The organism is Pseudomonas sp. Root329, from assembly GCF_001424925.1.
GTDB lineage: Bacteria > Pseudomonadota > Gammaproteobacteria > Pseudomonadales > Pseudomonadaceae > Aquipseudomonas > Aquipseudomonas arabinosi.
The window spans coordinates 54,227-80,682 of the sequence record NZ_LMCV01000034.1 but is presented as its reverse complement, the minus strand read 5'-3'; the positions used below and the strand labels follow the sequence as shown (position 1 = coordinate 80,682).

Genomic DNA, 26,456 nt, shown 5'->3' with positions numbered 1-26,456 from the left:
AATTCCTGTTGAATAAGGGCGAAGGATACGCCCATCTCCACGTCCCAGACGACGTGGGTTATGTTCATTAGAAGAAACACCGCAAGACTATGACTGGTCCCCTACGGAGTTTCTTGGTCACCCGGCGATATCGCGAATGGCGATCTCGCTCATGATGCGTTCCAGCACCTGATCGATGGATAATTCCGTGGAATCCAGCTGTATGGCGTCAGCCGCCGGCTTGAGCGGGGCTACCGCTCGCTGGGTGTCACGCTCATCGCGGACACGTATCTCATCTAGCAGACTCGACAGACTAACACCATCGACTTTGCCCTTCAACTGCAAGTATCGACGGCGCGCACGCTCCTCGGCACTGGCAGTGAGGAATATCTTCAGCGGTGCATCGGGGAAAACCACCGTGCCCATGTCGCGACCATCGGCCACCAGACCCGGAGCTTCCTGAAACGCCCGCTGGCGCTGGAGCAGCGCATCACGCACCGCCGGCAGCGCAGCGACCTGGGAAGCCCAGGCGCCAACTTGTTCGTTGCGCAGATCATCAGTGACATCGTCACCTTCGAGAATGATCCGCTGCGGATGACCTTCGGTCGCGCCGACGAATTGCACGTCCAGATGAGCGGCCAGCAGCTTCAGCGACTCTTCATTGGTCAGATCGACGCCATGGTTGCGCGCGGCGAATGCCAGCAGACGATACAGCGCACCGGAATCCAGCAGGCACCAGCCCAGACGCTTTGCCAGAATCCCGGCAATAGTGCCCTTGCCCGAACCGCTAGGCCCGTCGATGGTGATGACCGGTGGCTTGATAATCACGACTGAGCCTCTTGTGCAACACGGATACCGACCTGCGCGCACAGCGCGAGGAAGTTCGGGAACGACGTCGCGACGTTGGCGCAATCATGGATGCGGATCGGTGCAGTGGCGCGCAGCGAAGCCACGCTGAAGGCCATGGCAATCCGGTGATCGCCGTGACCGTGCACTTCGCCGCCGCCGATCTGGCCACCGTCGATGATGATGCCGTCCGGGGTCGGTTCGCATTTGACGCCCAGCGCCAGCAAGCCATCAGCCATGACCTGAATCCGGTCCGACTCTTTAACCCGCAGCTCTTCGGCGCCACGCAGGATGGTGCGCCCTTCGGCACAGGCGGCGGCCACGAACAGCACCGGGAATTCGTCGATGGCCAGTGGAACCAGCGCCTCGGGAATCTCGATACCTTTGAGTTTAGCTGCACGTACGCGCAAGTCCGCAACCGGCTCACCGCCGACTTCACGCTGGTTTTCCAGGGTGATATCAGCGCCCATCAGACGCAGGATGTCGATCACGCCGGTACGGGTCGGGTTGATGCCGACGTGCTCAAGCACCAGCTCCGAACCTTCGGCGATCGACGCGGCCACCAGGAAGAACGCCGACGACGAGATGTCGCCCGGCACTTCAATGTGGGTCGCGGTCAGCTTGTGGCCGGACTCGACCGAAGCGGTCGCACCGTTGACGGTGACCGGGTAGCCGAAGCCACGCAGCATGCGCTCGGTGTGGTCGCGGGTGGGAGCCGGCTCGGTGACGGTGGTCTTGCCTTCGGCGTACAAACCCGCCAGCAGCAGGCAGGATTTAACCTGGGCACTGGCCATCGGCATGGTGTAGGTAAGGCCTTTGAGCTTGTTGCCACCGCGAATGGTCATCGGCGGACGACCTTCGGCAGCGGTCTCGATCACAGCGCCCATTTCACGCAGCGGATTGGCCACACGATTCATCGGACGCTTGGACAGCGACGCATCGCCCGTCAGCGTGCTATCGAAGTTCTGCGCAGCCAACAGGCCAGACAGCAGACGCATCGACGTGCCGGAGTTGCCCAGATAGATCGGGCCCGGCGCAGGCTTCAAGCCATGCAGGCCGACGCCGTGAATGGTCACGCGGCCGTGGTGCGGACCTTCGATCACGACGCCCATGTCGCGGAAGGCCTGCAAGGTTGCCAGGGCGTCTTCGCCCTCGAGGAAACCTTCCACTTCGGTAACGCCTTCAGCCAGGGAGCCGAGCATGATCGAACGGTGGGAAATCGATTTGTCGCCCGGTACTCGAATCCGCCCAGTCAGGCGGCCACCAGGTTGTGCCAGGAAAATCAGGTCGTTGGAATTCATAGCGTCCACATAAGCCCGGCGGGCAAGGATTTTACTGAAATGTTCGCGGGCAACCCGGGCGCGAGTGAACACGCCCAACAATTGGTGCCCATCCCCTGCATCGACCGCGTCGCGCAAGGCGTCGAGGTCGCTGCGAAATGTATCGAGTGTGCGCAGGACAGCTTCGCGGTTGGCGAGGAAGATGTCGTGCCACATGACCGGGTCGCTACCCGCAATTCTTGTGAAATCGCGGAAACCGCCGGCAGCGTAACGGAAGATCTCAAGGTTTTCATTGCGCTTGGCCAACGAATCGACCAAACCGAACGCCAACAAGTGCGGCAAGTGGCTGGTCGCCGCCAACACTTCGTCATGACGCTCGACCTGCATGTGCTCGACATCGGCGCCTAATTCGCGCCACAACCGGTCGACCACTGCCAGGGCTGCCGGATCAGTCTGATCCAGCGGTGTCAGAATCACTTTATGGCGACGGAACAGCTCTGAGTTAGAGGCTTCCACCCCGCTCTGCTCGGAACCGGCAATCGGATGCCCCGGCACGAAACGCGCCGGCATGCCGCCAAACGCCTCGGTTGCCGCCCGCACCACATTGCCTTTGGCGCTGCCGACGTCGGTCAGAATCGCTTGCCCCAGATCCATGCCGGCCAATTGGCCGAGCATTTTTTCCATGGCAAGGATCGGTACGGCCAACTGAATCACGTCGGCGCCCTGGCAAGCAGCGGCCAGGTCTTCTTCGCAGCGATCCACCACACCCAACTCAACCGCCAGTTTGCGCGACTGCGGGTCGAGATCGACCCCGACCACTTCGCGGCACAGGCCGCTTTCACGCAAACCCTTGGCAAACGAACCGCCGATCAGCCCCAGACCGACCACCACCAGGCGACCGATCATAGGTTCAGCAGATTGCAGTGCAGTGACATCAACCACGAGCCAGAACCTTGGTCAGCGCCTCAAGGAAGCGGCTGTTTTCAGCCGGCAAACCGATGGTGATGCGCAAGTGGTTCGGCATGCCGTAATTGGCCACCGGACGCACGATCACGCCTTCGCGCAGCAAGCCCTGGAAGACCGGCGCCGCAACACGACCCAGATCGACGCAGATGAAGTTGCCCTTGGACGGAATCCAGCTCAACCCCAGCTCACGGAAACCCGCTTCCAGCTGCTGCATGCCGGATTCGTTCAGGCGACGGCTTTCAGCCAGGTACTCGGCGTCTTGCAGCGCAGCGCACGCAGCGGCCAAGGCCAGGCTGTTGACGTTGAACGGCTGACGCACGCGGTTCAGCACATCCGCAACCACGGCAGTGGACAAGCCATAACCGACCCGCAACGCTGCCAGGCCATAAGCCTTGGAGAACGTGCGCGAAACCAGCAGGTTCGGGTAAGCCGCCAGGTAATCCAGGCCATCCGGCAAGTCGCTGCCTTCGGCGTATTCGATGTAGGCCTCGTCCAGCACGACCAGCACGTGTTCCGGTACGTCCTGCAGGAATTCGTCCAGCGCTTCGGCGCCGAACCAGGTCCCGGTCGGGTTGTTCGGGTTGGCGATGAACACCACGCGGGTATCGGCATCAATCGCGGCCAGCATGCCCGACAGATCATGGCCCCAGTCTTTGGCCGGGATCACTTTGGCCGTAGCGCCGACGGCTTGGGTGACGATCGGATAGACCGCAAACGCGTGCTCGCTGAACACCGCGTTCAGACCCGGCGCCAGATAGGCACGGGCGACCAGTTCCAGAATATCGTTGGAACCGTTGCCCAACGTCACCTGATTGAGCTCGACGCGGCACTGATCGGCCAGCAGGGTCTTGAGCGCAAAACCGTTGCCGTCCGGATAGCGGGTCAGTTCGGCCAGCGCTTCGTGAATCGCCGCCAGAGCCTTGGGACTGGCGCCCAACGGGTTTTCGTTGCTCGCCAGTTTGACGATGCTGGCCGGATCGATGTTCAGCTCGCGCGCCAGTTCGTCCACAGGCTTGCCCGGAACGTAAGGCGAAAGTTGTTGCACGCCCGGCTGTGCCAGAGCGAGGAAGTCACCACTCATTTGCTACCGCCCTTAGAGAACTGCTTTCGGGTAGGAACCCAGCACTTTGAGTGCCACTGCTTCCTGACTGATCTTTTCCAACACACCTTTGACCAGCGGGTCACGGTGGTGGCCGACGAAGTCGATGAAGAACACGTAGGTCCATTTACCGCTGCGCGACGGACGCGTCTCGATTCGCGTCAGGTCGATGCCGTTGTCGTGGAACGGCACCAGCAACTCGTGAAGTGCGCCAGGCTTGTTGCTCATGGAGACGATGATCGACGTCTTGTCGTCGCCGGTCGGCGGTACTTCCTGGCTGCCGATCATCAGGAATCGCGTGGAGTTGTCCGGGCGATCCTCGATTTTCTCGGCCAGACGGGTCAGCCCGTACAAGCCTGCGGCCATGTCGCCGGCAATTGCCGCCGAGTTCCACTCACCCTTGACCCGCTTGGCCGCTTCGGCGTTGCTGGACACCGCCACGCGCTCGACATTCGGGTAATGCGCGTCCAGCCACTTGCGGCACTGGGCCAGGGACTGGGCATGGGAATAGATACGGCTGATGCTGTCGGTCTTGGTGTTTTCACCGACCAACAGGTGGTGGTGAATTCGCAACTCGACTTCGCCACAGATCACCATGTCGTGTTCGAGGAAGCTGTCGAGGGTGTGGTTGACCGCGCCTTCGGTGGAGTTTTCCACCGGGACCACGCCAAAGTTCACCGCACCGGCCGCCACTTCACGGAACACTTCGTCGATCGCTGCCATCGGCTTGCTGATTACCGCGTGGCCGAAGTGTTTCATGGCCGCGGCTTGGGTGAAGGTGCCTTCAGGGCCGAGGTACGCCACTTTCAGCGGCTGCTCGAGGGCCAGGCACGAGGACATGATTTCGCGGAACAGCCGCGCCATCTCTTCGTTGCCCAGCGGCCCCTGGTTACGCTCCATCACGCGCTTGAGCACCTGAGCTTCACGCTCAGGACGATAGAACACCGGCACTTCGCCTTCGGCCAGCGAGGCCATCTTTACTCGCGCAACTTCCTGGGCGCAGCGTGCGCGCTCACTGATCAGCTCCAGGACTTTCTCGTCCAGGGCATCAATGCGCAGGCGCAGTGCCTTGAGTTCTTGCTCAGACATTAGCCGTGTTCCTTCTCGAACTCTGCCATGTACGAAATCAGTGCGTTGACCGCAACGATGTCGACGGCGTTATAGATGGAGGCACGCATGCCACCCACGGAACGGTGACCCTTGAGGTTCAACAGGCCACGCTCTTCGGCACCGACCAGGAATGGCTTGTCGAGACGGTCGTCAGCCAAACGGAACGGCACGTTCATCCACGAGCGATCCGATTTGTTGATCGGGTTGCTGTACAAGCCGCTGGCGTCGATGAAGTCGTACAGCGTGCGCTGCTTCACTTCATTGAGCTTGCCGATGGCTTCAACACCACCCTGCTCCTTCAGCCACTCGAATACCAGACCCGAGAGGTACCAGGCCAGGGTTGGCGGGGTGTTGTACATCGAGCCGTTGTCGGCCGCGACCTTGTAGTTGAGCATGGTCGGGCACAGGGAACGGGCGTGACCCAGCAGGTCTTCGCGAACGATGTTGACGACGATGCCGCTCGGGCCGATGTTCTTCTGGGCGCCGGCGTAGATCATGCCGAAGCGCGAAACATCGATCGGACGCGAGAGAATGTCGGAAGACATGTCGGCGACCAGCGGAACATCACCGGTTTCCGGAACCCAGTTGAATTCCAGGCCGCCGATGGTTTCGTTCGGCGCGTAGTGAACGTAGGCCGCGTCTTTCGACAGGTTCCATTCGTTCTGACCGGGAATAGCGAAATAGTCGTAAGGCTTGGCGGTAGCGGCAACGTTTACGTTTCCGTAGCGCGAAGCTTCTTCGATGGCTTTCTGCGACCAGATACCGGTGTCGATATAGTCGGCGGTGCCGCTTTCCGGCAACAGGTTCAGAGGAATCTGAGCAAATTGCTGGCTGGCGCCACCTTGCAGAAACAGCACTTTATAGTTCGAGGGGATATTCAGCAGATCACGCAGATCCTGCTCGGCCTTGGTGGCGATGGACACGAACTCATCACTGCGATGGCTCATTTCCATGACCGACAGGCCCTTGCCGTGCCAATCAAGGAGTTCACCCTGGGCGCGCTGCAGGACAGCTTCGGGAAGTGCCGCAGGACCGGCACAGAAGTTATAGGCTCTCTTGCTCACATCCAATCTCGCTCTGATTTGGTGGATCGTACAAACATATCAGTCGACACAGATCCAATGTGGGAGCGGGCTTGCTCGCGAAAGCGGTGTAACAGGCGACATCTGTGCTGAATGTCAGTCCGTCTTCGCGAGCAAGCCCGCTCCCACAAGGAATTTTCATGGGTGTCGATATTTCATTACGGACAAACAACAAGGGGGCGAATTCTCATCCGCCCCCTGTCTGTCCGCTTACTCTTGCGGTTCTTCGTCAGCGGCGGCGTCGAGTTGCTGATCTTCAACAACGTCGTCGATTACGACTTCGCCGTCGAACACTGCACCCTCTTCACCTTCTTCCAGCTCTTCACCTTCGACTTCCGACGGCTCCTGAACCCGCTCCAGACCTACCAGCGTTTCATCGCTGGCCAGTTTGATGAGGGTCACGCCCTGGGTGTTACGGCCCAGGCTGGAGACTTCGTCGACACGAGTACGAACCAGTGTGCCCTGGTCGGAAATCAGCATGATTTCCTCGCCGTCGAGCACCTGGACTGCACCAACCAGACGGCCGTTACGGTCGTTGCTGACCATGGCGATAACGCCCTGACCACCACGTTTGTACTCAGGGAACTCGGTGATCGCCGTACGCTTGCCGAAACCACGGGCCGAAGCGGTCAGGATCTGGCTGCCTTCTTCCGGGATCAGCATGGAAATCAGCTTCTGGCCTTCCGGCAGACGCATGCCGCGGACACCGCGAGCGGTACGGCCCATGGCGCGAACGTCGGTTTCCTTGAAGCGAGTCACCTTGCCGCCGTCGGAGAACAGCATGACTTCGCGACTGCCATCAGTAATGGAAGCAGAAATCAGCACATCGCCTTCATCCAGCTCCAGCGCGATCAGACCGACGCTGCGCTGACGGCTGAAGGATTCCAGCGGGGTCTTCTTCACGGTGCCTTTGGCAGTCGCCATGAAGATGAAGTGACCTTCGGTGTATTCGTCGACCGGCAGCATGGTGGTGATGTATTCATCACTGTCCAGCGGCAGCAGGTTGACCAGCGGACGACCACGGGCAGCGCGGGACGCTTCCGGGATTTCGTAGGTTTTCAGCCAGTACACTTTGCCTTTGCTGGAGAACAGCAGCAGCGTGGTGTGGCTGTTGGCGACCAGCAGGTGAGCGATGTAGTCCTCATCCTTGACGCCAGTAGCCGATTTGCCTTTACCGCCACGACGCTGAGCCTGGTACGCAGCCAATGGCTGGGTCTTGGCGTAGCCACCGTGGGAAATGGTCACGACGCGCTCTTCTTCCGGGATCATGTCACCCAGGGTCAGGTCGAGACGGGCATCGAGAATCTCGGTGCGGCGCACGTCGCCGTATTCGGCACGGATCACTTCCAGTTCTTCGCGGATCACTTCCATCAGGCGCGTAGCGCTGCTGAGGATGCGGATCAGCTCACCGATCTGGTTGAGGATCTCTTGATACTCGGCCAGCAGCTTTTCGTGTTCCAGGCCGGTCAGGCGGTGCAAACGCAGTTCCAGAATGGCTTGCGCCTGTTCCGGCGACAGGAAGTACTTGCCTTCGCGCAGACCGTATTGCGGGTCCAGGGTCTCTGGACGGCACGAATCGGCACCGGCACGCTCAACCATCGCGACCACGGCGGAAGATTCCCACGCCGTCTTGATCAGCGCTTCCTTGGCTTCCGACGGCGTTGGCGAAGCTTTGATCAGGGCGATGACCGGGTCGATGTTCGACAGGGCAACCGCTTGACCTTCCAGAATATGGCCACGTTCGCGGGCTTTACGCAGCTCGAACACGGTACGGCGGGTGACGACTTCGCGACGGTGACGAACGAAGGCTTCCAGCAGGTCCTTGAGGTTCAGGATCCGCGGACGGCCGTCGATCAGCGCAACGATGTTGATACCGAACACCGCTTGCAGCTGGGTCTGGGCGTAGAGGTTGTTGAGAATCACCTCAGGCACTTCGCCGCGACGCAGTTCGATCACGACGCGCATACCGTCCTTGTCGGACTCGTCGCGCAGTTCGGTGATGCCTTCGAGCTTCTTCTCTTTTACCAGCTCGGCGATCTTCTCGATCAGACGGGCCTTGTTCAGCTGGTAAGGGAGTTCGGTGATGACGATCTGCTGACGGCCACCGACCTTGTCGATGTCTTCGATCATCGAGCGGGCGCGCATGTAAATGCGGCCACGACCGGTGCGGTAGGCTTCGATGATACCGGCGCGACCGTTGATGATCGCGGCGGTCGGGAAGTCCGGACCGGGGATGTATTGCATCAGCTCATCGATGGTCAACTCAGGGTTGTCGATGAGTGCCAGGCAACCGTCGATGACTTCACCGAGGTTGTGCGGCGGGATGTTGGTCGCCATGCCCACGGCGATACCGCTGGAGCCGTTGACCAACAGGTTGGGAATACGGGTCGGCATGACCGCCGGGATCATTTCGGTGCCGTCGTAGTTCGGCACCCAGTCCACGGTTTCTTTGTGCAGGTCAGCCAGCAGCTCGTGCGCCAGCTTGGTCATGCGCACTTCGGTGTATCGCATGGCGGCGGCGTTGTCGCCGTCCACGGAACCGAAGTTGCCCTGACCGTCTACCAGCAGGTAACGCAGCGAGAATGGCTGCGCCATCCGAACGATGGTGTCGTACACCGCGGTATCACCGTGAGGGTGATACTTACCGATCACGTCACCGACAACACGGGCAGATTTCTTGTACGGCTTGTTGAAGTCGTTGCCCAGCTCGCTCATCGCGAACAGCACACGCCGGTGCACGGGCTTCAAGCCATCGCGCGCATCCGGCAGTGCCCGCCCGACAATTACGCTCATCGCGTAGTCGAGGTAGGACTGCTTCAGCTCGTCTTCGATATTGACCGGGAGGATTTCTTTGGCCAGTTCGCCCATGAGAAGCCTGATTCCTTTTTCTGGTGAAACTTCGTCACATCCATATGGGACGAACGAAGCTCGCCGCTGCAGGCTGAGTGCCATGCACCGACTTACGACAAATCAACGAGTTATGCCATGGATCTGCGCAGTAAAGGCAGCCACATCGGGCTACCTTGGAAACCGCCGGATGTTATCACAAGAGCCGCCACGCACCTATCCCCCTGATGCGCATGGAGCATAGTTAGTTGACCGGTGACAGGCTTGAAGGGGACGAGAGAGGCTTAGAGGCTTTTTGATTGAAGAATTTCGAAGTGAATAGGGTTGTTTGGTGGCTGTGAGGGCCTCTTCGCGAGCAAGCCCGCTCCCACACTCGACCGTGTCTAACTGGATATCTCGGTCAAATGTGGGAGCGGGCTTGCTCGCGAAGGCGACTTAACAGACGCCAGAGATCATCAATGCAGGCGCTTACGACACATCAACTGCGCCATTTTCGCGGTATCCGGGCGCTCGACGATGCCTTTTTCGGTGACGATCGCATCGATCAAATCCGCCGGGGTCACGTCGAACACCGGGTTGAACGCATCGACATCCGCCCCGACCCGCTTGCCGCCGACTTCCAGCAACTCGCGACCATCGCGCTCTTCAATCGGGATCTCATCACCGCTGGCCAGGTTCATGTCGATGGTTGAACTCGGCGCCACCACCATGAAGCGCACGCCGTGGTGCATGGCGTTCACCGCCAGCTGATAAGTGCCGATCTTGTTGGCCACATCGCCATTCGCGGTGATCCGGTCAGCGCCGACGATCACCCAGGTAATGCCCTTGGTCTTCATGATGTGGGCGGCGGCGGAGTCGGCATTGAGCGTGACGGGAATGCCTTCGTTGGCCAGTTCCCATGCGGTCAGCCGCGAACCTTGCAGCCACGGACGGGTTTCGTCGGCATAGACGCGCTCGACCATGCCTTCAATGAAAGCGCCACGAATGACGCCGAGCGCCGTGCCAAAACCACCGGTGGCCAGAGCGCCGGTGTTGCAGTGGGTCAGAATCGCCTGGGCGTTGCCCTGGTGCTTGCGGATCAGGTCCACACCCAGTTGCGCCATGGTCAGGTTGGCTTCGCGATCACTCTCGTGAATGGCGATAGCCTCCGCCTCCAGCACCGCCAGCGGATCGGCGTGATGCTTCAGACGCTCAAGCCGGTCGCGCATGCGGCCCAGGGCCCAGAACAGGTTGACTGCGGTCGGACGGGAATCGGCCAGCAGCGCGAAATCCTCTTCCAGCGCCGCCTGCCAGTCACCGCCCTCGGCAAACCGCGCGCGGGCTGCCAGCACAACACCATAGGCGGCACTGATGCCAATCGCCGGCGCGCCGCGCACCACCATCGAACGAATGGCCTCGGCCACGCCAGCAGCGCTGGTGTAGGCGATCCAGGTTTCCTCAAACGGCAAAATACGCTGATCCAGCAGGTAAAGGGCGCCATCACGCCAATCGATGGCCTTCACCTTCTCCGCAGCCAACAGTCGATCGCGCATCCGTCACCCCGTACTCATGAACAAAAGCCGTCGATTATAGCGATCCCCCTGCGAAGACGCTCGGGTATACTTCGCCATCCTTTACAAAAGCTCTGGAACCGACTCTCGATGCCGAACACTGCCGCTGCGCTCGACTTGCTATTGCTGCCGACCTGGCTGGTACCCGTCGAACCCGCTGGCGTTGTCCTCAAAGAGCACGCCCTGGGCATCCGCGACGGACGCATCGTCTTCATCGGCCCACGCTCGACTGCGCTGAAGCTTAACGCAACCGAAGTCCGCGAACTGCCGAACATGTTGCTCTGCCCTGGCTTGATCAATGCCCACGGTCATGCGGCGATGACGCTGTTCCGTGGCTTGGCCGATGATCTGCCCCTGATGACCTGGCTGGAAAACCACATTTGGCCGGCCGAAGCCAAGTGGGTCGATGAAGCTTTCGTCCGTGACGGCACTGACCTGGCGATCGCCGAGCAGATCAAAGGTGGCATCACCTGTTTCTCTGACATGTATTTCTTCCCGAAGGTTGCCAGCGAGCGCGTGCATAACAGCGGCATTCGCGCGCAAATCGCGATTCCGATCCTCGATTTCCCGATCCCGGGCGCCAGCACGGCGGACGAAGCCATTCGTCAGGGCGTCGAACTGTTCAACGATCTCAAGCACCACGAGCGCATCAAAGTCACCTTCGGCCCCCACGCACCCTACACCGTAGGTGACGAGAACCTGGAGAAAATCCGGGTGATCGCCGAAGAACTGGACGCCTCGATCCACATGCACGTGCATGAAACCGCCTTCGAAGTGCAGCAGTCCGTCGAGCAGTGCGGCGAACGCCCATTGGCCCGCCTCGGGCGCCTGGGTTTGTTGGGGCCGCGCTTCCAGGCCGTCCACATGACTCAGATCAGCGACGAAGACCTGGTGTTGCTGGTAGAAAGCAACACCACCGTGATTCATTGCCCGGAATCCAACCTGAAGCTGGCCAGCGGGTTCTGCCCGGTGGAGCGCTTGTGGCAGGCTGGCGTCAATGTGGCGATCGGCACCGATGGCGCGGCCAGCAACAATGACCTGGACCTGCTCGGCGAAACCCGCACCGCCGCTTTACTGGCCAAAGCCGTCGCAGGCTCGGCCACTGCGCTGGATGCTCATCGCGCCCTGCGCATGGCCACGCTCAACGGCGCCCGCGCGCTGGGCATTGAATCCGAAGTGGGATCGCTGGAAGTCGGCAAAGCCGCGGACATCGTCGCGTTCGATCTCTCCGGCCTGGCGCAGCAACCGGTCTACGACCCGGTTTCGCAGCTTATATATGCCACCGGCCGTGATTGCGTGAAACACCTTTGGGTCGCCGGCAAGCAACTGCTCGACGACCGTCGCCTGACTCGTCTGGATGAAGAACAGCTCTGCGCCACCGCCAAGGCCTGGGGCCAGCGCATCAGCGGACATACCGAATCGTAAGCACCCCGGACCAACCACCGGGGCAACAGGATTTTTCAAGTTTTAGAGGACTTAACCATGAGCAACGTCGACTACGCCGAAATCGCCAAATTCGAAGCCCTGGCCCATCGCTGGTGGGACCGCGAAAGCGAGTTCAAACCGCTGCACGACATCAACCCGCTGCGGGTCAACTGGATTGACGAGCGGGTCAAGCTGGCCGGCAAGAAAGTCCTCGACGTCGGTTGCGGCGGCGGCATCCTCAGTGAAGCCATGGCCCAGCGCGGCGCCACCGTGATGGGCATCGACATGGGAGAAGCGCCGCTGGCGGTCGCGCAACTGCATCAACTGGAATCCGGCGTGAGCGTCGAATACCGGCAGATCACCGCTGAAGCGCTGGCTGAAGAAATGCCCGAGCAGTTCGACGTGGTCACGTGCCTGGAAATGCTCGAGCACGTGCCGGATCCATCCTCGGTGATCCGCGCCTGCTTCCGCATGGTCAAGCCCGGCGGCCAGGTGTTCTTCTCCACCATCAATCGCAACCCGAAGGCGTACCTGTTCGCCATCGTCGGCGCGGAATACATCATGAAGCTGCTGCCGCGCGGCACCCACGACTTCAAGAAATTCATCCGCCCGTCCGAGCTGGGTGCCTGGAGTCGCATGGCCGGCTTGACCGTCAAGGACATCATCGGCCTGACCTACAACCCGCTGACCAAGCACTACAAACTGGCCTCCGACGTGGACGTCAACTACATGATCCAGACCCTGCGCGAGGAGTAAGCCGATGCGTATCAGAGCAGTTCTTTTCGACATGGACGGCACCCTGCTCGACACCGCGCCGGACTTCATTGCGATCTGTCAGGCGATGCGCGCCGATCGCGGCTTGCCGCCGATGAACGACAAACACATTCGCGACGAGATCTCCGGCGGCGCCAAGGCGATGGTCGCCGTGACCTTCTCCATGGACCCGGAATCACCGGGTTTTGAGGAATTACGCCTGGAGTTCCTGGAGCGTTACCTCGCCGGTTGCGCGGTTCACAGCAAACTCTTCGACGGCATGGGCGAACTGCTGGCCGACATCGAGAAGGCCAACCTGATCTGGGGCGTGGTCACCAACAAGCCGCTGCGGTTCGCCGAGCCGATCATGCAACAGCTTGGCCTGGCCGAGCGCTCGGCGTTGTTGATCTGCCCGGACCATGTGAAGAACAGCAAACCGGACCCCGAGCCGTTGATCCTGGCGTGCAAGATGCTCGACCTGGACCCGGCCAGCGTGCTGTTTGTGGGTGATGACCTGCGCGATATCGAATCCGGTCGCGATGCCGGCACCAAGACGGCCGCCGTGACCTATGGCTACATTCATCCAGACGATAACCCGCGGCATTGGGGTGCGGATGTGGTGGTCGATCATCCGCTGGAGTTGCGCAAGGTGCTCGATAGCGCGCTATGTAGCTGCTGAGCCGCTTTTGCAGGTGCACCGCATCCAAGGGGCTCGCTCCCACAGGGTTGGCGCTTGGCCTGAAGAATTTTTGTAGAGGTTTCTTATGTTTGATTATTCCGCCCGCCCTGAATTGCTCAAGGACCGGGTCATACTGGTCACCGGCGCTGGCCGTGGCATCGGCGCTGCCGCCGCAAAAACCTTCGCCGCACACGGCGCCACCGTGCTGCTGCTGGGCAAGACCGAAGCCAACCTGACTCAAATCTACGACGAAATCGAAGCCGCCGGCCATCCACAACCGGCCGTGATCCCGTTCAACCTGGAAACCGCCCTGCCCCATCAATACGATGAGCTGGCAGCGATGATCGAAACCGAATTCGGCCATCTCGACGGTTTGCTGCACAACGCGTCGATCGTTGGCCCGCGTACACCGATCGAGCAACTGTCCGGCGAAAACTTCATGCGCGTCATGCACGTCAACGTCAACGCCATGTTCATGCTCACCAGCACCCTGTTGCCGCTGCTCAAGCTGTCGCAGGATGCTTCGGTGGTGTTCACCTCCAGCAGCGCCGGCCGCAAGGGTCGCGCGTATTGGGGCGCTTATGGCGTGTCCAAATTCGCCACCGAAGGCTTGATGCAAACCCTGGCCGACGAAGTCGACACCGTGGCACCGGTGCGCTCCAACAGCATCAACCCGGGCGCCACCCGCACCAGCATGCGCGCCCAGGCTTACCCGGGTGAAAACCCGCTGAACAACCCGACGCCCGAGGAGATCATGCCGATCTACCTCTACCTGATGGGCCCGGACAGCACCGGCATCAACGGCCAGGCGTTCAACGCTCAGTAACGCCCGCGCGTCGCTTTTGTGCCGCGACAGCTTCCCGTCGCGGCACTTGAAGTGCGTCGTAACCACCCCATCACAAGTCAAACAACTGTCACCGAACGCGACAGCATTCTTCAACAACAGCCTCAACACCTTGATTTAGAACGTTTTTTATCCGACGGAACCGAATGGCACGACTTTCGCTCTAAATTTGCTCAGACACGCAGTGTGAAAGCAGACAGGGCGGACGCCTGAGCCGACAGGTTACTTATCGTCGGCAAAGCGGACTAAACTTGCGCCAAATGTCCTACGGGACTGATGGACCAGTATGACGCGCAGCCCAAAGCCGCTCTCACCCAGCCTGTAAGACAGCCTTACTGCTTAGGGGCGCACGACATAATGAAATCACCTTCCCAGACCAACGCAATTGACTTCGATGCTGCCAAATTGCAACGCCTGGGCTTTGGTCAGCAGCCTCCTCTTCAGGAGAGGCCTGCCAACCTTGCGCAACTGCGCCAGAAGTTGAGCCTGCTGTTGCAAACCAGTCTTGAGCCGCAACGCATTCTCGGGCTCTTCTTCCGTGAGATTCAGCAACTTGTACCGCTTGACGCCTTGACGTACGAGCACACGTCCAGCGACTTGCGCCTGGAGTTCGGCCTGCGCGGCCATCATTCGATCAGCTACAGCCTCAGCCATGAAGGCGAGCAACTGGGTGAACTGGTATTCCGCCGCAATCAACGCTTCAGTGAGCAGGAACAAGGCAATCTCGAGTCGCTGCTGTCCGCATTGCTGTATCCGATGCGCAATGCCTTGCTTTACCGCGCCGCGACCCAAAGCGCCTTGCGCGATCCGCTCACGGACACCGGCAACCGCATCGCCATGGATCAGACCCTGCAACGGGAAATCGAGATGTCACGTCGGCATCTGCAACCCTTGTCACTGCTGATGCTGGACATCGATCACTTCAAACACATCAACGACACCCACGGACACAGCGCCGGCGATGACGTGCTCAAGGCCGTTGCAGCCTCGATCAAAAACCAGTTGCGCAACGTGGACATGGTCTTCCGCTTTGGTGGCGAGGAGTTCCTGATCCTGCTGTCCAACACGAGTCGTGAGGCGGCAGCCATGGTTGGCGAACGGCTACGATTTGCGGTGCAGGCAGAGGAATATTCGGCCGACGGCCACTCGATCGAGCTGACGGTCAGCCTTGGCTGCTCGACGCTATTGCCTGGCGAGTCTGCCGACAGCCTGTTGCGACGGGCCGACAGTGCGTTGTATGTGGCCAAGCGCGAAGGACGTAACCGGTTGGCGATGGCGGGTTGAATACCCAGAGCGGGCACGCTTGGTTAGCGGCCCGCACCGAAAGGAATTAGCGCACAGCGCCGCGCAATTCCCCCACCATCCCTTGCAACCTGGCTGGCTCTGCCGCCTCAACCGGCACCGCAGGCCCTGCCACCAGCGTCACCCGTGACCACAACCGGCGAAACACGCCCTTTTGCGGATCGCGGCTGAAGAAACTCCCCCACAAACCCTGCAATGCCAACGGAATCACCGGCACCGGCGTCTCTTCGAGAATCCGCGTCAGCCCGCCCTTGAACTCGTTGATCTCGCCATCGGCAGTCAATTTTCCCTCAGGGAAGATGCACACCAACTCGCCGTCCTTCAGATACTGAGCAATGCGCGTGAAGGCTTTTTCGTAGATCTGAATGTCTTCCTGACGCCCCGCGATCGGAATGGTCCCGGCCGTGCGAAAGATAAAGTTCAGCACCGGCAAGTTGTAGATCTTGTAATACATCACAAAGCGAATCGGCCGACGCACCGCGCCGCCAATCAGCAAGGCGTCGACGAAGGACACGTGATTGCACACCAGCAACGCCGCGCCCTCATCGGGAATCAGTTGCAGATTGCGATGCTCCACGCGGTACATGGAATGGCTGAGCAGCCAGATCATGAAACGCATGCTGAACTCGGGGACGATGCTGAAGATGTAGGCGTTGACGCCGATGTTCAGCAGCGACACCACCAGGAACAGCTGCGGGATCGACAGCTTGACCAGGCTCAGCAAAACGATCGAGACAATCGCCGACACCACCATGAACAGCGCGTTGAGAATATTGTTGGCGGCAATCACCCGCGCCCGCTCGTTCTCGTGGGTACGAGACTGAATCAGCGCGTACAGCGGCACGATGTAGAAACCGCCGAAAACCCCAAGCCCCAGAATGTCGATCAACACCAGCCAGGCGTGGCCAAAACCCAGGACTTCGATCCAGCCATGGCCTGTAACGCTGTCCGGAATGCCACCAGAATGCCACCACAGCAGCAAACCAAACACCGTCAGACCGAACGAGCCGAACGGCACCAGACCGATTTCGACTTTGCGGCCGGACAATTTCTCGCAAAGCATCGAACCCAACGCGATACCGACCGAGAACACCGTCAGAATCAGCGTCACCACGGTTTCGTCGCCGTGCATCCACTCCTTGGCATAGGCCGGGATCTGCGTCAGATAAATCGCCCCGACAAACCAGAACCACGAGTTGCCGACAATCGAGCGTGACACCGCTGGCGTCTGCCCCAAGCCCAGCTTCAACGTGGCCCAGGACTGGCTGAAAATGTTCCAGTTCAAACGCATTTCCGGGGAGGCGGCCGCGGCCCGTGGAATGCTGCGACTGGCCAGGTAGCCAAGCACCGCAACACCGATGATCGCCGTAGAGACAATCGGCGCGTAATGACTGGAGGACATCATGATCCCGGCGCCGATGGTCCCGGCGAGGATCGCCAGGAAGGTGCCCATTTCCACCAGACCGTTGCCACCCACCAGCTCTTCGTCTCGCAACGCCTGGGGCAGGATCGAATATTTCACCGGCCCGAACAGCGCCGAGTGAGTGCCCATGGCAAACAGCGCCACCAGCATCAGCGACAGGTGATCGAACATGAAACCGACCGCTCCCACCGCCATGATGGCGATTTCCCCGAGCTTGATCAGACGAATCAACGCGTCCTTGGCGAACTTTTCCCCGAACTGCCCGGCCAGCGCCGAGAACAGGAAGAACGGCAGAATGAACAGCAGCGCACACAGGTTGACCCAAATCGAGCGGTCACCGTCGATGGTCAACTTGTAGAGAATGGCGAGTATCAGCGACTGCTTGAAGATGTTGTCGTTGAACGCCCCGAGCGACTGCGTGACGAAGAACGGCAGGAAGCGCCGGGTGCGAAGCAAGGTGAATTGTGAGGGGTGACTCATCTTCCATGTGTCCCTGATGTTGGGTAGAGAGTGGCGTGGATGCAGTGATTGGAATATCCAACGCCGATCCAGGCCACACATTACCTAAACTTTGCAGGTTATTTGTTTAATCCTGCAATGCACGGCGAGACAAACAACTCGCCCCGCCAGGCGCCCTGCACTGTCCGTTTGGCGACGATCAGCCACATCACCGCCAGTAACACCACCAGCACACAACCGAAGGCACTGAAAAACGCCAGGTTCAAGGTGCTGGCCAGTTTCAACGTCGCCAGGGAATAGACGCCCAACGGGAAGGTGAAACCCCACCAGCCGAGATTGAACGGAATACCGACGCGCAGGTAACGCAGGGTGATGAGCACCGCGATCAGCATCCACCACAGACCAAAGCCCCACAGGGTGATCCCGGCCACCAACCCCAGCCCTGCGGCGATTTCACCGATGCCCGGCAGACCGTTGGCAGCGAAGATCACCGGTGCGTCGGCGCCCAGCAGCAACATGCCCAGCGCCCCGGTACCGATCGGGCCGAGCGCCAGCCAGCTGGAGGCGGCCATGTTTTCGTGAGGCAGTTTATGCAGCGCCATGCGCAGCAACAGAATGGTCAGAATGCTGAACGCAACCGGCAGGGAAAAGGCCCAGAGCACGTAGCTGGTCACCAGCGCCACCAGTTGCGAATGGGCATCGGCCAGGTGCGGAGCCAGCAGACCACCGCTGGCGGCCGCCACTTCCGCCGCCACCACCGGCAACAGCCAGACGGCGGTCATCTGGTCGATGCTGTGTTCCTGACGGGTGAACATCATGTAGGGAATCAGCACGCCGCACGCCACAGACATCGCCACATCCAGCCACCACAACACCTCGGCGACATCAATCACGCCCTCGCCCCAACGCGGCAGACCGAACACCAGGAAACCATTAATGATGGTCGCCAGGCCCATGGGAATGGTGCCAAAAAACATCGAGACCGTGGAGTGGCCGAAAATCCGCCGCGCCTCATCAAAAAACAGCGCCCAACGCGCCGCGTATAGCGCAGTGAACAAGACGAACAGCACGATATTGAACAGCCAAAGGGCTTCGGCAATCGCGTGCAAACCGGCATTTGCGCCAGGCAGTTGCGCCAACGCCAGCACACCGGTGCCCATGGTGGCGGCGAACCAGTTCGGCGTGAACTGGCGGATGACTTCACGCGGATGCTGCAAATGACTGAAAGGTTTGAAACCGGCTGGGGCGGTGTTGGGGCATGTCATGGTGAACTCCTGTCCTCTGTTGAGGTGGAGCTCATGGTAGATCCGAATCGAATATCTATATAACGGGTAATATCTCTAACTGTTATCTGTTTTACAGATATAGCGTCAGACGCTGCCTTCAGTTTCGATCACCAGGATTCTCGCCGCACCCTGCGGATGGGCAACGTGTTCGGTGCCGACGTCGGCATAGAAGATATCGCCTATACCCAACATCACTTCTTTCTCCTGACCTGCTTCGCGATAACGCATCTGCACGATGCCATCCAGCACCACGAACACTTCTTGCCCATCATTGATGTGCCATTTATAGGGCTGATCGGTCCAGTGCAAACGTGTGGTGATGCCGTTCATGTTGGCGATATCCAAAGCGCCCCAGGCACGGTCAGCGGTGAAGGATTTGCTGCGGATGATTTTCATGCGTCGGTCCGTCGAAATGAATGGCGACGCCAAGGCTAACGGTCATCGAACATCGACGCCACAGACTTTCATGGACTGCTGACGCATCAACGCGAGCAGCGCGCCGACCGAGAGCGTAATCAGCACCGCGCCGTAACCATCGGTGGTGGCCACCAGCCCAAAGGTCCGGGTCAAGTTCCCGGCGAGCAACGACGGCAAGCAGAAAGCCAGATAACTGAGCACGTAGTAAGCCGACATCAACCCTGCCCGCTCGTGGGGCAAGGCCAGCGGCACGACGCTGCGCAATGCACCGAGGAAACCGGCACCGAAACCGCCACCGGCCAACAGCGTCCCGACGAAAAACAGCGGCAGGCTGGCGCTGTGCACCGCCATCAAAATCAGCGCAACGCCGACGGGCAGCAGACTGCCGCCTAATCGCAACACCTTGTCGGCCGGCCGATCGCGCAGGGTGTAGATCATCAACGCACCAGTCACCGTCAACACAGCCACCGTCGCACCGCCAATCAGATTTGAGGTCGATCCCGTGGCCGTGCGCACCAGAGACGGTGCCAAAGAAGCGTAAAAACCACCGAGTGCCCACACCGCGATGTTGATCGGCAGCACCAGCCACAACGCACGCCGCGCCTGGATCGGCACATGCAGTGTCGGACGCAGCGAAGCCCAGGCTCCCGGTTGGGGACTGACGCTTTCCGGCAAACGCCAAACGTACAGCGCTTGCATCACAAACAGCGCGAACAGCACCCAATAGGTCAACTGCAACGGCAACGGCGCAAACTCGGCCAATAAGCCGCAGCCCATGGCACCCGACGCCATGCCCAGCAACGGCGCGACACTGTTGACCAGCGACCCTTGCTGGCGATCGGTGTCCAACAGCGCCGCACTCAATACGGCAGTAGCCATTCCCGTAGCAAAACCCTGAAGCACTCGTGCGCTGATCAACCAGGCGACACTGTCTGCGTTGATAAACAACAGCATCGCCAGCATGTTCAACATCACAGCGGTGAAGATCACCGGTTTGCGCCCCAGGTAATCCGAGAGCGAACCGACCGTGAGCAATGCCGCCAGCAAGCTGATGGCGTACACGCCGAAAATCAGGGTCAGGGTCGCTGCCGAGAATTGCAGGTGTTCCTGGTACAAGTGATACAACGGCGTCGGCGCCGTGGACGCCGCGAGAAAACTGAGTAAGGTGATCGCCAGGAACCACAGGCTTGAACGATTAGACGTAGAACTGGACATAAATACACTCCGCAAAAGCTAACTTTTTGCTTTTGCGGAGTGTGCGACTGGCTGACGCTTAAAGCAAATTCTTTGTGTTAAGGTCCGATGCATGGCTATTAAAGAAGGTTTACGCCCCGGCGGACGCAGTGCCCGGGTGCAAGAGTCGGTTCATTCGGCAGTCCGCGATCTCCTCGAAGAGCAGGACCGCACCACCGTGACCGTCCCGCAAATCGCCGCGCGCGCCGGCGTTACACCGTCGACTATCTACCGGCGTTGGGGCGATCTGTCGGTGTTGTTGGCGGATGTCGCCCTCGCCCGCATGCGCCCCGAAAGCGAGCCGGCCAATACCGGCAGCCTGCGCGGTGACGTGCGCGCCTGGGCCGAGCAGTATCTGGACGAGATGAGTTCCGAGCCCGGTCGCAACATCTTGCGTGACGTGCAATGCAGCACCACGCCAGCCCTTTGCGCGACGATCATTGGCGGGCAGCTGCAGGCGATTCTGGATCGTTATCCCGATCAGCCGAAGCCGAACGTTGATCGGCTGATCAACATGGTGGCGGCGCCGACGGTGTTTCGTATCCTGTTTTCAGCGGTACCGCTGGAGGTTGAGGAATTGCATCGGTTGATCGAGATTGCGTTGAGTCAGTGAGGCCGCCTTCGCGAGCAAGCCCGCTCCCACATTAGATCTTCAGTGGACACACTATTTGTGAACACCTGAAGATCTAATGTGGGAGCGGGCTTGCTCGCGAAGGGGCCGGAAAAAACACCCAAGATCCAACTGACAAGCACCCTGCGACACCCCGCCGCGCCGCGACCTTGGTCGACACTGACTAACCCCTGCCATCGTGCGAGACTGTCTGTCCGGGCGGGAGTCCCGGGTGTCTTTTGTCTGGAGTTCCCATGTCGCTGTCCAGCGGGCTGATCGCCGCCGTCGCCCTGGCCTATATGGCCATCATGTTCGCCATCGCCTTCTACGGCGACCGTCGCAGCACACCGTTGCCGCCGCGAGTGCGCGCCTGGGTGTACAGCCTGTCGCTGGCCGTCTATTGCACCAGCTGGACCTTCTTTGGTGCCGTGGGCCAGGCCGCCGAACAGCTCTGGTCTTTCCTGCCGATCTACCTCGGGCCAATCCTGCTGCTGGTGTGCGCGCCGTGGGTCCTGCAAAAAATGGTGATGATCAGCAAGCAGGAGAACATCACCTCCATTGCCGACTTCATCGCCGCGCGTTATGGCAAATCCCAGTCGCTGGCGGTGGTGGTGGCGCTGATCTGCCTGGTCGGCGTGTTGCCCTACATCGCACTGCAACTCAAGGGCATCGTGCTCGGGGTGAACTTGCTGATCGGCGCCGGTGCCGACGCCATGGGCACGCGCGCCCAGGACACGGCGCTGATCGTGTCGCTGGTGCTGGCGCTGTTCACCATCGTCTTCGGTACCCGCAACCTCGACGCCACGGAACACCACCGCGGCATGGTGCTGGCGATTGCGTTCGAATCGCTGGTCAAACTGTTCGCTTTTCTCGCGGTCGGCGCGTTCGTGACCTACGGCCTGTACGACGGTTTCGACGACCTGTTCGACCAGGCCATGCTCGCCCCGCGCCTGGAAGAATACTGGAAGGAAACCATCAACTGGCCGTCGATGGTGGTGCAGACCGGCGTGGCCATGATGGCAATCATCTGCCTGCCCCGGCAGTTCCACGTGACCGTGGTGGAAAACATCGACCCTCAGGATCTGCGCCTGGCCAAATGGGTGTTTCCAGCCTATCTGGCGCTGGCGGCGCTGTTCGTCGTTCCCATCGCCCTCGCCGGTCAGATGCTGCTGCCGAGCTCGGTACTGCCGGACTCTTTTGTCATCAGCCTGCCGCTGGCCCAATCCCATCCTGCCCTGGCGATGCTGGCGTTTATCGGTGGCGCCTCGGCGGCGACCGGCATGGTGATTGTCGCCAGCGTGGCGTTGTCGACCATGGTCTCCAACGACATGCTGTTGCCATGGCTGCTGCGGCGCAACAACGCCGAGCGGCCGTTCGAAGTGTTCCGCCAGTGGATGCTCTCGGTGCGCCGAGTGAGCATTGTGGTGATTCTGCTGTTGGCCTACGTCAGTTATCGCCTGCTCGGCTCGACGGCGAGCCTGGCGACCATCGGCCAGATCGCCTTCGCCGCCGTGACCCAACTGGCCCCGGCCATGCTCGGCGCGCTGTACTGGAAACAAGCCAATCGCCGGGGAGTATTCGCCGGTCTCGCCGCCGGGACGTTCCTGTGGTTCTACACCCTGATTTTGCCAATAGCGGCCCATAGCCTGGGCCTGTCCCTGAGCAGTTTCCCGGGGCTGGCCTGGTTGCACAGCAACCCGCTGAAACTGCCGCTCACCCCGTTGACCCAAGGCGTGGTGTTGTCGCTTGCAGCCAACTTCACGCTATTCGCCTGGGTCTCGGTGCTGTCGCGCACGAGGGTTTCGGAACATTGGCAGGCGGGTCGCTTCATCGGTCAGGAAATCAGCGCCCGCCCCAGCGCCCGTTCGATGCTGTCAGTGCAGATCGACGATTTGCTGCAACTGGCCGCACGCTTCGTCGGCGAAGAACGCGCCCGTCAGAGTTTTATCCGCTTCGCCTACCGCCAAGGCAAAGGCTTCAACCCGAACCAGAACGCCGACGGTGAATGGATCGCCCACACTGAACGTTTGCTGGCCGGTGTGCTGGGGGCTTCTTCGACGCGGGCGGTGGTAAAAGCCGCCATCGAAGGCAGGGAAATGCAACTCGAGGACGTCGTCCGAATCGCCGACGAAGCCTCGGAAGTGCTGCAGTTCAACCGCGCGCTGCTGCAAGGCGCGATCGAGAACATCACCCAAGGCATCAGTGTGGTCGACCAGTCGCTGAAACTGGTGGCCTGGAACCGGCGCTATCTGGAGCTGTTCAACTACCCGGATGGGCTGATCAGGCTTGGCCGCCCGATTGCCGACATCATTCGCTACAACGCCGAGCGCGGCCTTTGTGGTCCCGGCGAAGCTGAAGTGCACGTCGCACGGCGCTTGCACTGGATGCGTCAGGGCCGCGCCCATACCTCTGAAAGACTTTTCCCCAATGGCCGTGTGATCGAGCTGATCGGCAACCCGATGCCGGGCGGCGGATTTGTCATGAGTTTCACCGACATCACCGCGTTCCGCGAGGCTGAGCAAGCGCTGACCGAAGCCAACGAGGGTCTGGAGCGACGGGTCACCGAGCGGACCCACGAACTGTCGCAACTCAACGTCGCCCTGACCGAAGCCAAGGGCACCGCGGAGTCGGCCAACCAGTCGAAAACCCGTTTCCTGGCGGCGGTCAGCCACGACTTGATGCAACCGTTGAACGCTGCGCGACTGTTCTCGGCCGCCCTTTCCCACCAAGACGACGGCCTCTCCGGTGAGGCGCAGAAACTGGTCCATCATCTGGACACGTCACTGCGCTCGGCCGAGGACTTGATCAGCGATCTGCTGGACATTTCCCGCCTGGAAAACGGCAAGATCACCCCTGAGCCCAAACCGTTCGTGCTCAATGAGATGTTCGATGTCCTCGGTGCCGAGTTCAAGGCGCTGGCCCGCGACCAGGGGCTGAAATTCCGTGTCAGGGGCAGTACGTTGCGCGTCGACAGCGACATCAAACTGCTGCGGCGAATCCTGCAGAACTTCCTGACCAATGCCTTCCGCTACGCCAAAGGCCCGGTGCTGTTAGGGGTTCGCCGACGCAAGGGCGAGCTGTGCCTGGAAGTCTGGGACCGTGGTCCGGGCATTCCTGTGGATAAACAGCAGGTCATTTTCGAAGAATTCAAACGCCTCGACAGCCACCAGACACGCGCAGAGAAGGGCCTGGGGCTGGGCCTGGCGATCGCCGACGGGTTGTGTCGCGTGCTGGGTCATACCTTGCGCGTACGCTCCTGGCCGGGGCGTGGCAGCGTGTTCAGCGTCAGTGTGCCGTTGGCTCGTGCTCAAGCGGCACTGCCGGCCAAGACCGCCGAACTCAATGGCAAATTGCTGAGCGGCTCGCAGGTGCTGTGCATCGACAACGAAGACAGCATCCTGATTGGCATGAACAGCTTGCTCACGCGCTGGGGGTGTCAGGTCTGGACCGCGCGCAACCGCGATGAATGCGCGGCGCTGCTCAGCGACGGGATGCGACCGCAATTGGCGCTGGTGGATTACCACCTGGACGATGGCGAGACCGGGACCGAACTGATGGCATGGCTGCGAACCCGATTGGGTGAGCCAGTGCCAGGGGTGGTGATCAGCGCCGATGGGCGACCGGAGACGGTGGCCCAAGTGCATGCGGCAGGGCTGGATTATCTGGCCAAACCGGTGAAACCGGCGGCGTTGCGGGCGTTGCTGAGTCGGCATTTGCCGTTGTAGCGTCAAAGTCAAAAGATCGCAGCCTGCGGCAGCTCCTACACGGTTTCCGTATCCCCCGTAGGAGCTGCCGCAGGCTGCGATCTTTTGATCTTTGTAACTGTTACTCCGGTAACTCGGCCAAACCATCCACATCCGTCATCGCCCTTTCCAGCAAGTCTGCCGGCAGGCTCTTACTCGCCCGCGCGCCAAGCAACTTGAGCTGCTCGCTGCGGCTGACCAGATTGCCTCGGCCTTCTGTCAGCTTATTGCGCGCAGAGCTGTAGGCTTTATCCAGTTGCTGTAAGCGATTGCCAACTTCATCCAGATCCTGGATGAACAACACGAACTTGTCATACAGCCACCCGGCCCGCTCGGCGATTTCCCGGGCGTTCTGGCTCTGGCGCTCCTGCTTCCACAGGCTGTCGATGACGCGCAGGGTCGCCAGCAAAGTAGTCGGGCTGACGATCACAATGTTGCGGTCGAAGGCTTCCTGAAACAGCGTCGGCTCAGCCTGCAATGCAGCGGAAAACGCCGCTTCGATCGGTACGAAAAGCAGGACGAAATCCAGGCTGTGCAAACCGTCGAGACGCTTGTAATCCTTGCCAGCCAGCCCTTTGACGTGAGTGCGCAGGGACAGCACGTGCTGCTTGATGGCGATCTGGCCGATGGCATCGTCTTCGGCCGCGACGTATTGCTGATAGGCCGTGAGGCTGACCTTGGAGTCGACCACCACCTGCTTGTCGCCCGGCAGATAAATGATCACGTCCGGCTGGAAACGCTCACCGTCCGGCCCCTTGAGGTTGACCTGGGTCTGGTACTCGCGCCCCTTCTCCAGGCCCGCGTGTTCAAGCACCCGTTCAAGAATCAGCTCACCCCAGTTGCCTTGGGTTTTCTGGCCTTTCAAGGCGCGGGTCAGGTTGGTGGCTTCGTCGCTCAGGCGCAGGTTCAGCTGTTGCAGCCGCTCCAGTTCCTTGGCCAGGGAAAAACGTTCGCGGGCTTCAGCCTGATAGCTTTCCTCGACGCGTTTTTCGAAGGACTGGATGCGTTCTTTCAACGGATCGAGCAACTGACCGAGGCGCTGCTGGCTGGTTTCAGCAAAGCGCTGCTCGCGCTCGTCGAAGATCTTGCCGGCCAGCTCGGCGAACTGGGCACGTAACTCATCTCGCGAGCCCTGCAGGTCGCTGAGGCGCTGCTGATGGCTTTCCTGCTGCTCACGCAGCTCGGCGTTGAGCGAAGCGGCCTGGGCGTCCAGACGACGCAACTCAGCCTCTTTGCCGGCGCGTTCCAGATTCCAGGCGTGAGCGGCGTCGCGTGCGTCGTCACGTTCGATCTGCAGCAATTCGACTTCACGGCGTACGGCGGCCAGGTCGGCTTGTTTGGCGGCGTTGGCCTGGCCCAGATCACCGATTTCATCGCGACAGGCTTCGAGTTGCGCGTTCAATCCATCCTGAGCCAGATGGGCCGTGGCCAGACGCTCTTCCAGCAGTGCAACCTCTGACTGCGTGGCGCTCGCTCGCCGCTGAAGTTGCCAGGCCAGTACCAGTAACGGCAGCGCAGCGCCC

General features: G+C 60.5%; 19 protein-coding genes. 7 read left to right on the top strand and 12 right to left on the bottom strand.

The genetic code is table 11. From position 1 onward, the window contains the following. Positions 1-117: 117 nt before the first annotated feature. The 7 genes from cmk to mtnA all read right to left on the bottom strand — a co-directional run bounded on the left by cmk (position 118) and on the right by mtnA (position 10,741). Entirely contained in the window at positions 118-807 is a 690-nt protein-coding gene (cmk, locus tag ASC74_RS22115; protein ID WP_008148720.1) for a (d)CMP kinase, read from the bottom strand. Beyond that, a complete protein-coding gene (locus ASC74_RS22110; RefSeq protein WP_056744675.1) occupies positions 804-3,011 on the bottom strand; it encodes a bifunctional prephenate dehydrogenase/3-phosphoshikimate 1-carboxyvinyltransferase in 2,208 nt (735 codons plus the stop codon). Before ASC74_RS22110 ends, cmk begins: the two co-directional genes overlap by 4 nt. 28 nt (positions 3,012-3,039) lie before the next feature. Next, a complete protein-coding gene (gene hisC / locus ASC74_RS22105; protein ID WP_056744080.1) occupies positions 3,040-4,152 on the bottom strand; it encodes a histidinol-phosphate transaminase in 1,113 nt (370 codons plus the stop codon). Positions 4,153-4,164: 12 nt separating this feature from the next. Further along, on the bottom strand, positions 4,165-5,259 hold the full coding sequence (gene pheA / locus ASC74_RS22100; protein ID WP_007899727.1) for a prephenate dehydratase: 1,095 nt from the start codon (positions 5,257-5,259) through the stop codon (positions 4,165-4,167). Further along, positions 5,259-6,344 (bottom strand): 3-phosphoserine/phosphohydroxythreonine transaminase, encoded by a 1,086-nt coding sequence (gene serC, locus ASC74_RS22095; RefSeq protein WP_056744078.1) that lies wholly within the window; start codon positions 6,342-6,344, stop codon positions 5,259-5,261. Before serC ends, pheA begins: the two co-directional genes overlap by 1 nt. Before the next feature lie 228 nt (positions 6,345-6,572). After that, entirely contained in the window at positions 6,573-9,230 is a 2,658-nt protein-coding gene (gene gyrA / locus ASC74_RS22090; protein WP_056744076.1) for a DNA gyrase subunit A, read from the bottom strand. A 434-nt stretch (positions 9,231-9,664) separates the two neighbouring features. Further along, on the bottom strand, positions 9,665-10,741 hold the full coding sequence (gene mtnA / locus ASC74_RS22085; protein ID WP_046047992.1) for an S-methyl-5-thioribose-1-phosphate isomerase: 1,077 nt from the start codon (positions 10,739-10,741) through the stop codon (positions 9,665-9,667). Positions 10,742-10,849: 108 nt separating this feature from the next. Here mtnA and ASC74_RS22080 point away from each other — a divergent pair, with 108 nt between their 5' ends. The 5 genes from ASC74_RS22080 to ASC74_RS22060 all read left to right on the top strand — a co-directional run bounded on the left by ASC74_RS22080 (position 10,850) and on the right by ASC74_RS22060 (position 15,744). Next, positions 10,850-12,184: a TRZ/ATZ family hydrolase gene (locus ASC74_RS22080; protein WP_056744074.1), complete on the top strand. Its 1,335-nt coding sequence runs from the start codon at positions 10,850-10,852 to the stop codon at positions 12,182-12,184. Between the two features lie 57 nt (positions 12,185-12,241). Beyond that, on the top strand, positions 12,242-12,940 hold the full coding sequence (ubiG, locus tag ASC74_RS22075) for a bifunctional 2-polyprenyl-6-hydroxyphenol methylase/3-demethylubiquinol 3-O-methyltransferase UbiG (protein WP_056744072.1): 699 nt from the start codon (positions 12,242-12,244) through the stop codon (positions 12,938-12,940). 4 nt (positions 12,941-12,944) lie between these two features. Then, entirely contained in the window at positions 12,945-13,616 is a 672-nt protein-coding gene (gene mupP / locus ASC74_RS22070; protein ID WP_056744070.1) for an N-acetylmuramic acid 6-phosphate phosphatase MupP, read from the top strand. Positions 13,617-13,701: 85 nt separating this feature from the next. Continuing rightward, a complete protein-coding gene (locus tag ASC74_RS22065; protein ID WP_056744067.1) occupies positions 13,702-14,442 on the top strand; it encodes a YciK family oxidoreductase in 741 nt (246 codons plus the stop codon). Positions 14,443-14,817: 375 nt separating this feature from the next. Then, complete coding sequence (locus ASC74_RS22060) at positions 14,818-15,744, top strand: GGDEF domain-containing protein (RefSeq protein ID WP_056744065.1); 927 nt, start codon at positions 14,818-14,820, stop codon at positions 15,742-15,744. A 46-nt stretch (positions 15,745-15,790) separates the two neighbouring features. On the opposite strand, the gene ASC74_RS22055 is transcribed toward ASC74_RS22060, so the two are convergent. From ASC74_RS22055 to ASC74_RS22040, 4 genes are all read right to left on the bottom strand, one after another. Continuing rightward, positions 15,791-17,665, bottom strand: a complete 1,875-nt coding sequence (locus tag ASC74_RS22055; protein WP_056744063.1) for an MFS transporter — start codon at positions 17,663-17,665, stop codon at positions 15,791-15,793. Between the two features lie 98 nt (positions 17,666-17,763). Further along, positions 17,764-18,909: a TDT family transporter gene (locus tag ASC74_RS22050; RefSeq protein ID WP_056744061.1), complete on the bottom strand. Its 1,146-nt coding sequence runs from the start codon at positions 18,907-18,909 to the stop codon at positions 17,764-17,766. Between the two features lie 105 nt (positions 18,910-19,014). After that, positions 19,015-19,326 (bottom strand): cupin, encoded by a 312-nt coding sequence (locus ASC74_RS22045; protein ID WP_056744058.1) that lies wholly within the window; start codon positions 19,324-19,326, stop codon positions 19,015-19,017. 42 nt (positions 19,327-19,368) lie between these two features. Then, on the bottom strand, positions 19,369-20,562 hold the full coding sequence (locus tag ASC74_RS22040) for an MFS transporter (protein WP_056744056.1): 1,194 nt from the start codon (positions 20,560-20,562) through the stop codon (positions 19,369-19,371). A 91-nt stretch (positions 20,563-20,653) separates the two neighbouring features. On the opposite strand from ASC74_RS22040, the gene ASC74_RS22035 reads away from it, so the two are divergent. Together ASC74_RS22035 and ASC74_RS22030 are read left to right on the top strand one after the other, a co-directional pair. Beyond that, a complete protein-coding gene (locus tag ASC74_RS22035) occupies positions 20,654-21,193 on the top strand; it encodes a TetR/AcrR family transcriptional regulator (protein WP_056744055.1) in 540 nt (179 codons plus the stop codon). Positions 21,194-21,444: 251 nt separating this feature from the next. Beyond that, positions 21,445-24,915, top strand: coding sequence for a hybrid sensor histidine kinase/response regulator (locus tag ASC74_RS22030; RefSeq protein ID WP_056744053.1), 3,471 nt, complete (start codon positions 21,445-21,447; stop codon positions 24,913-24,915). A gap of 100 nt (positions 24,916-25,015) precedes the next feature. On the opposite strand, the gene rmuC is transcribed toward ASC74_RS22030, so the two are convergent. Then, complete coding sequence (rmuC, locus tag ASC74_RS22025) at positions 25,016-26,380, bottom strand: DNA recombination protein RmuC (protein ID WP_177338876.1); 1,365 nt, start codon at positions 26,378-26,380, stop codon at positions 25,016-25,018. Positions 26,381-26,456: the final 76 nt, after the last annotated feature.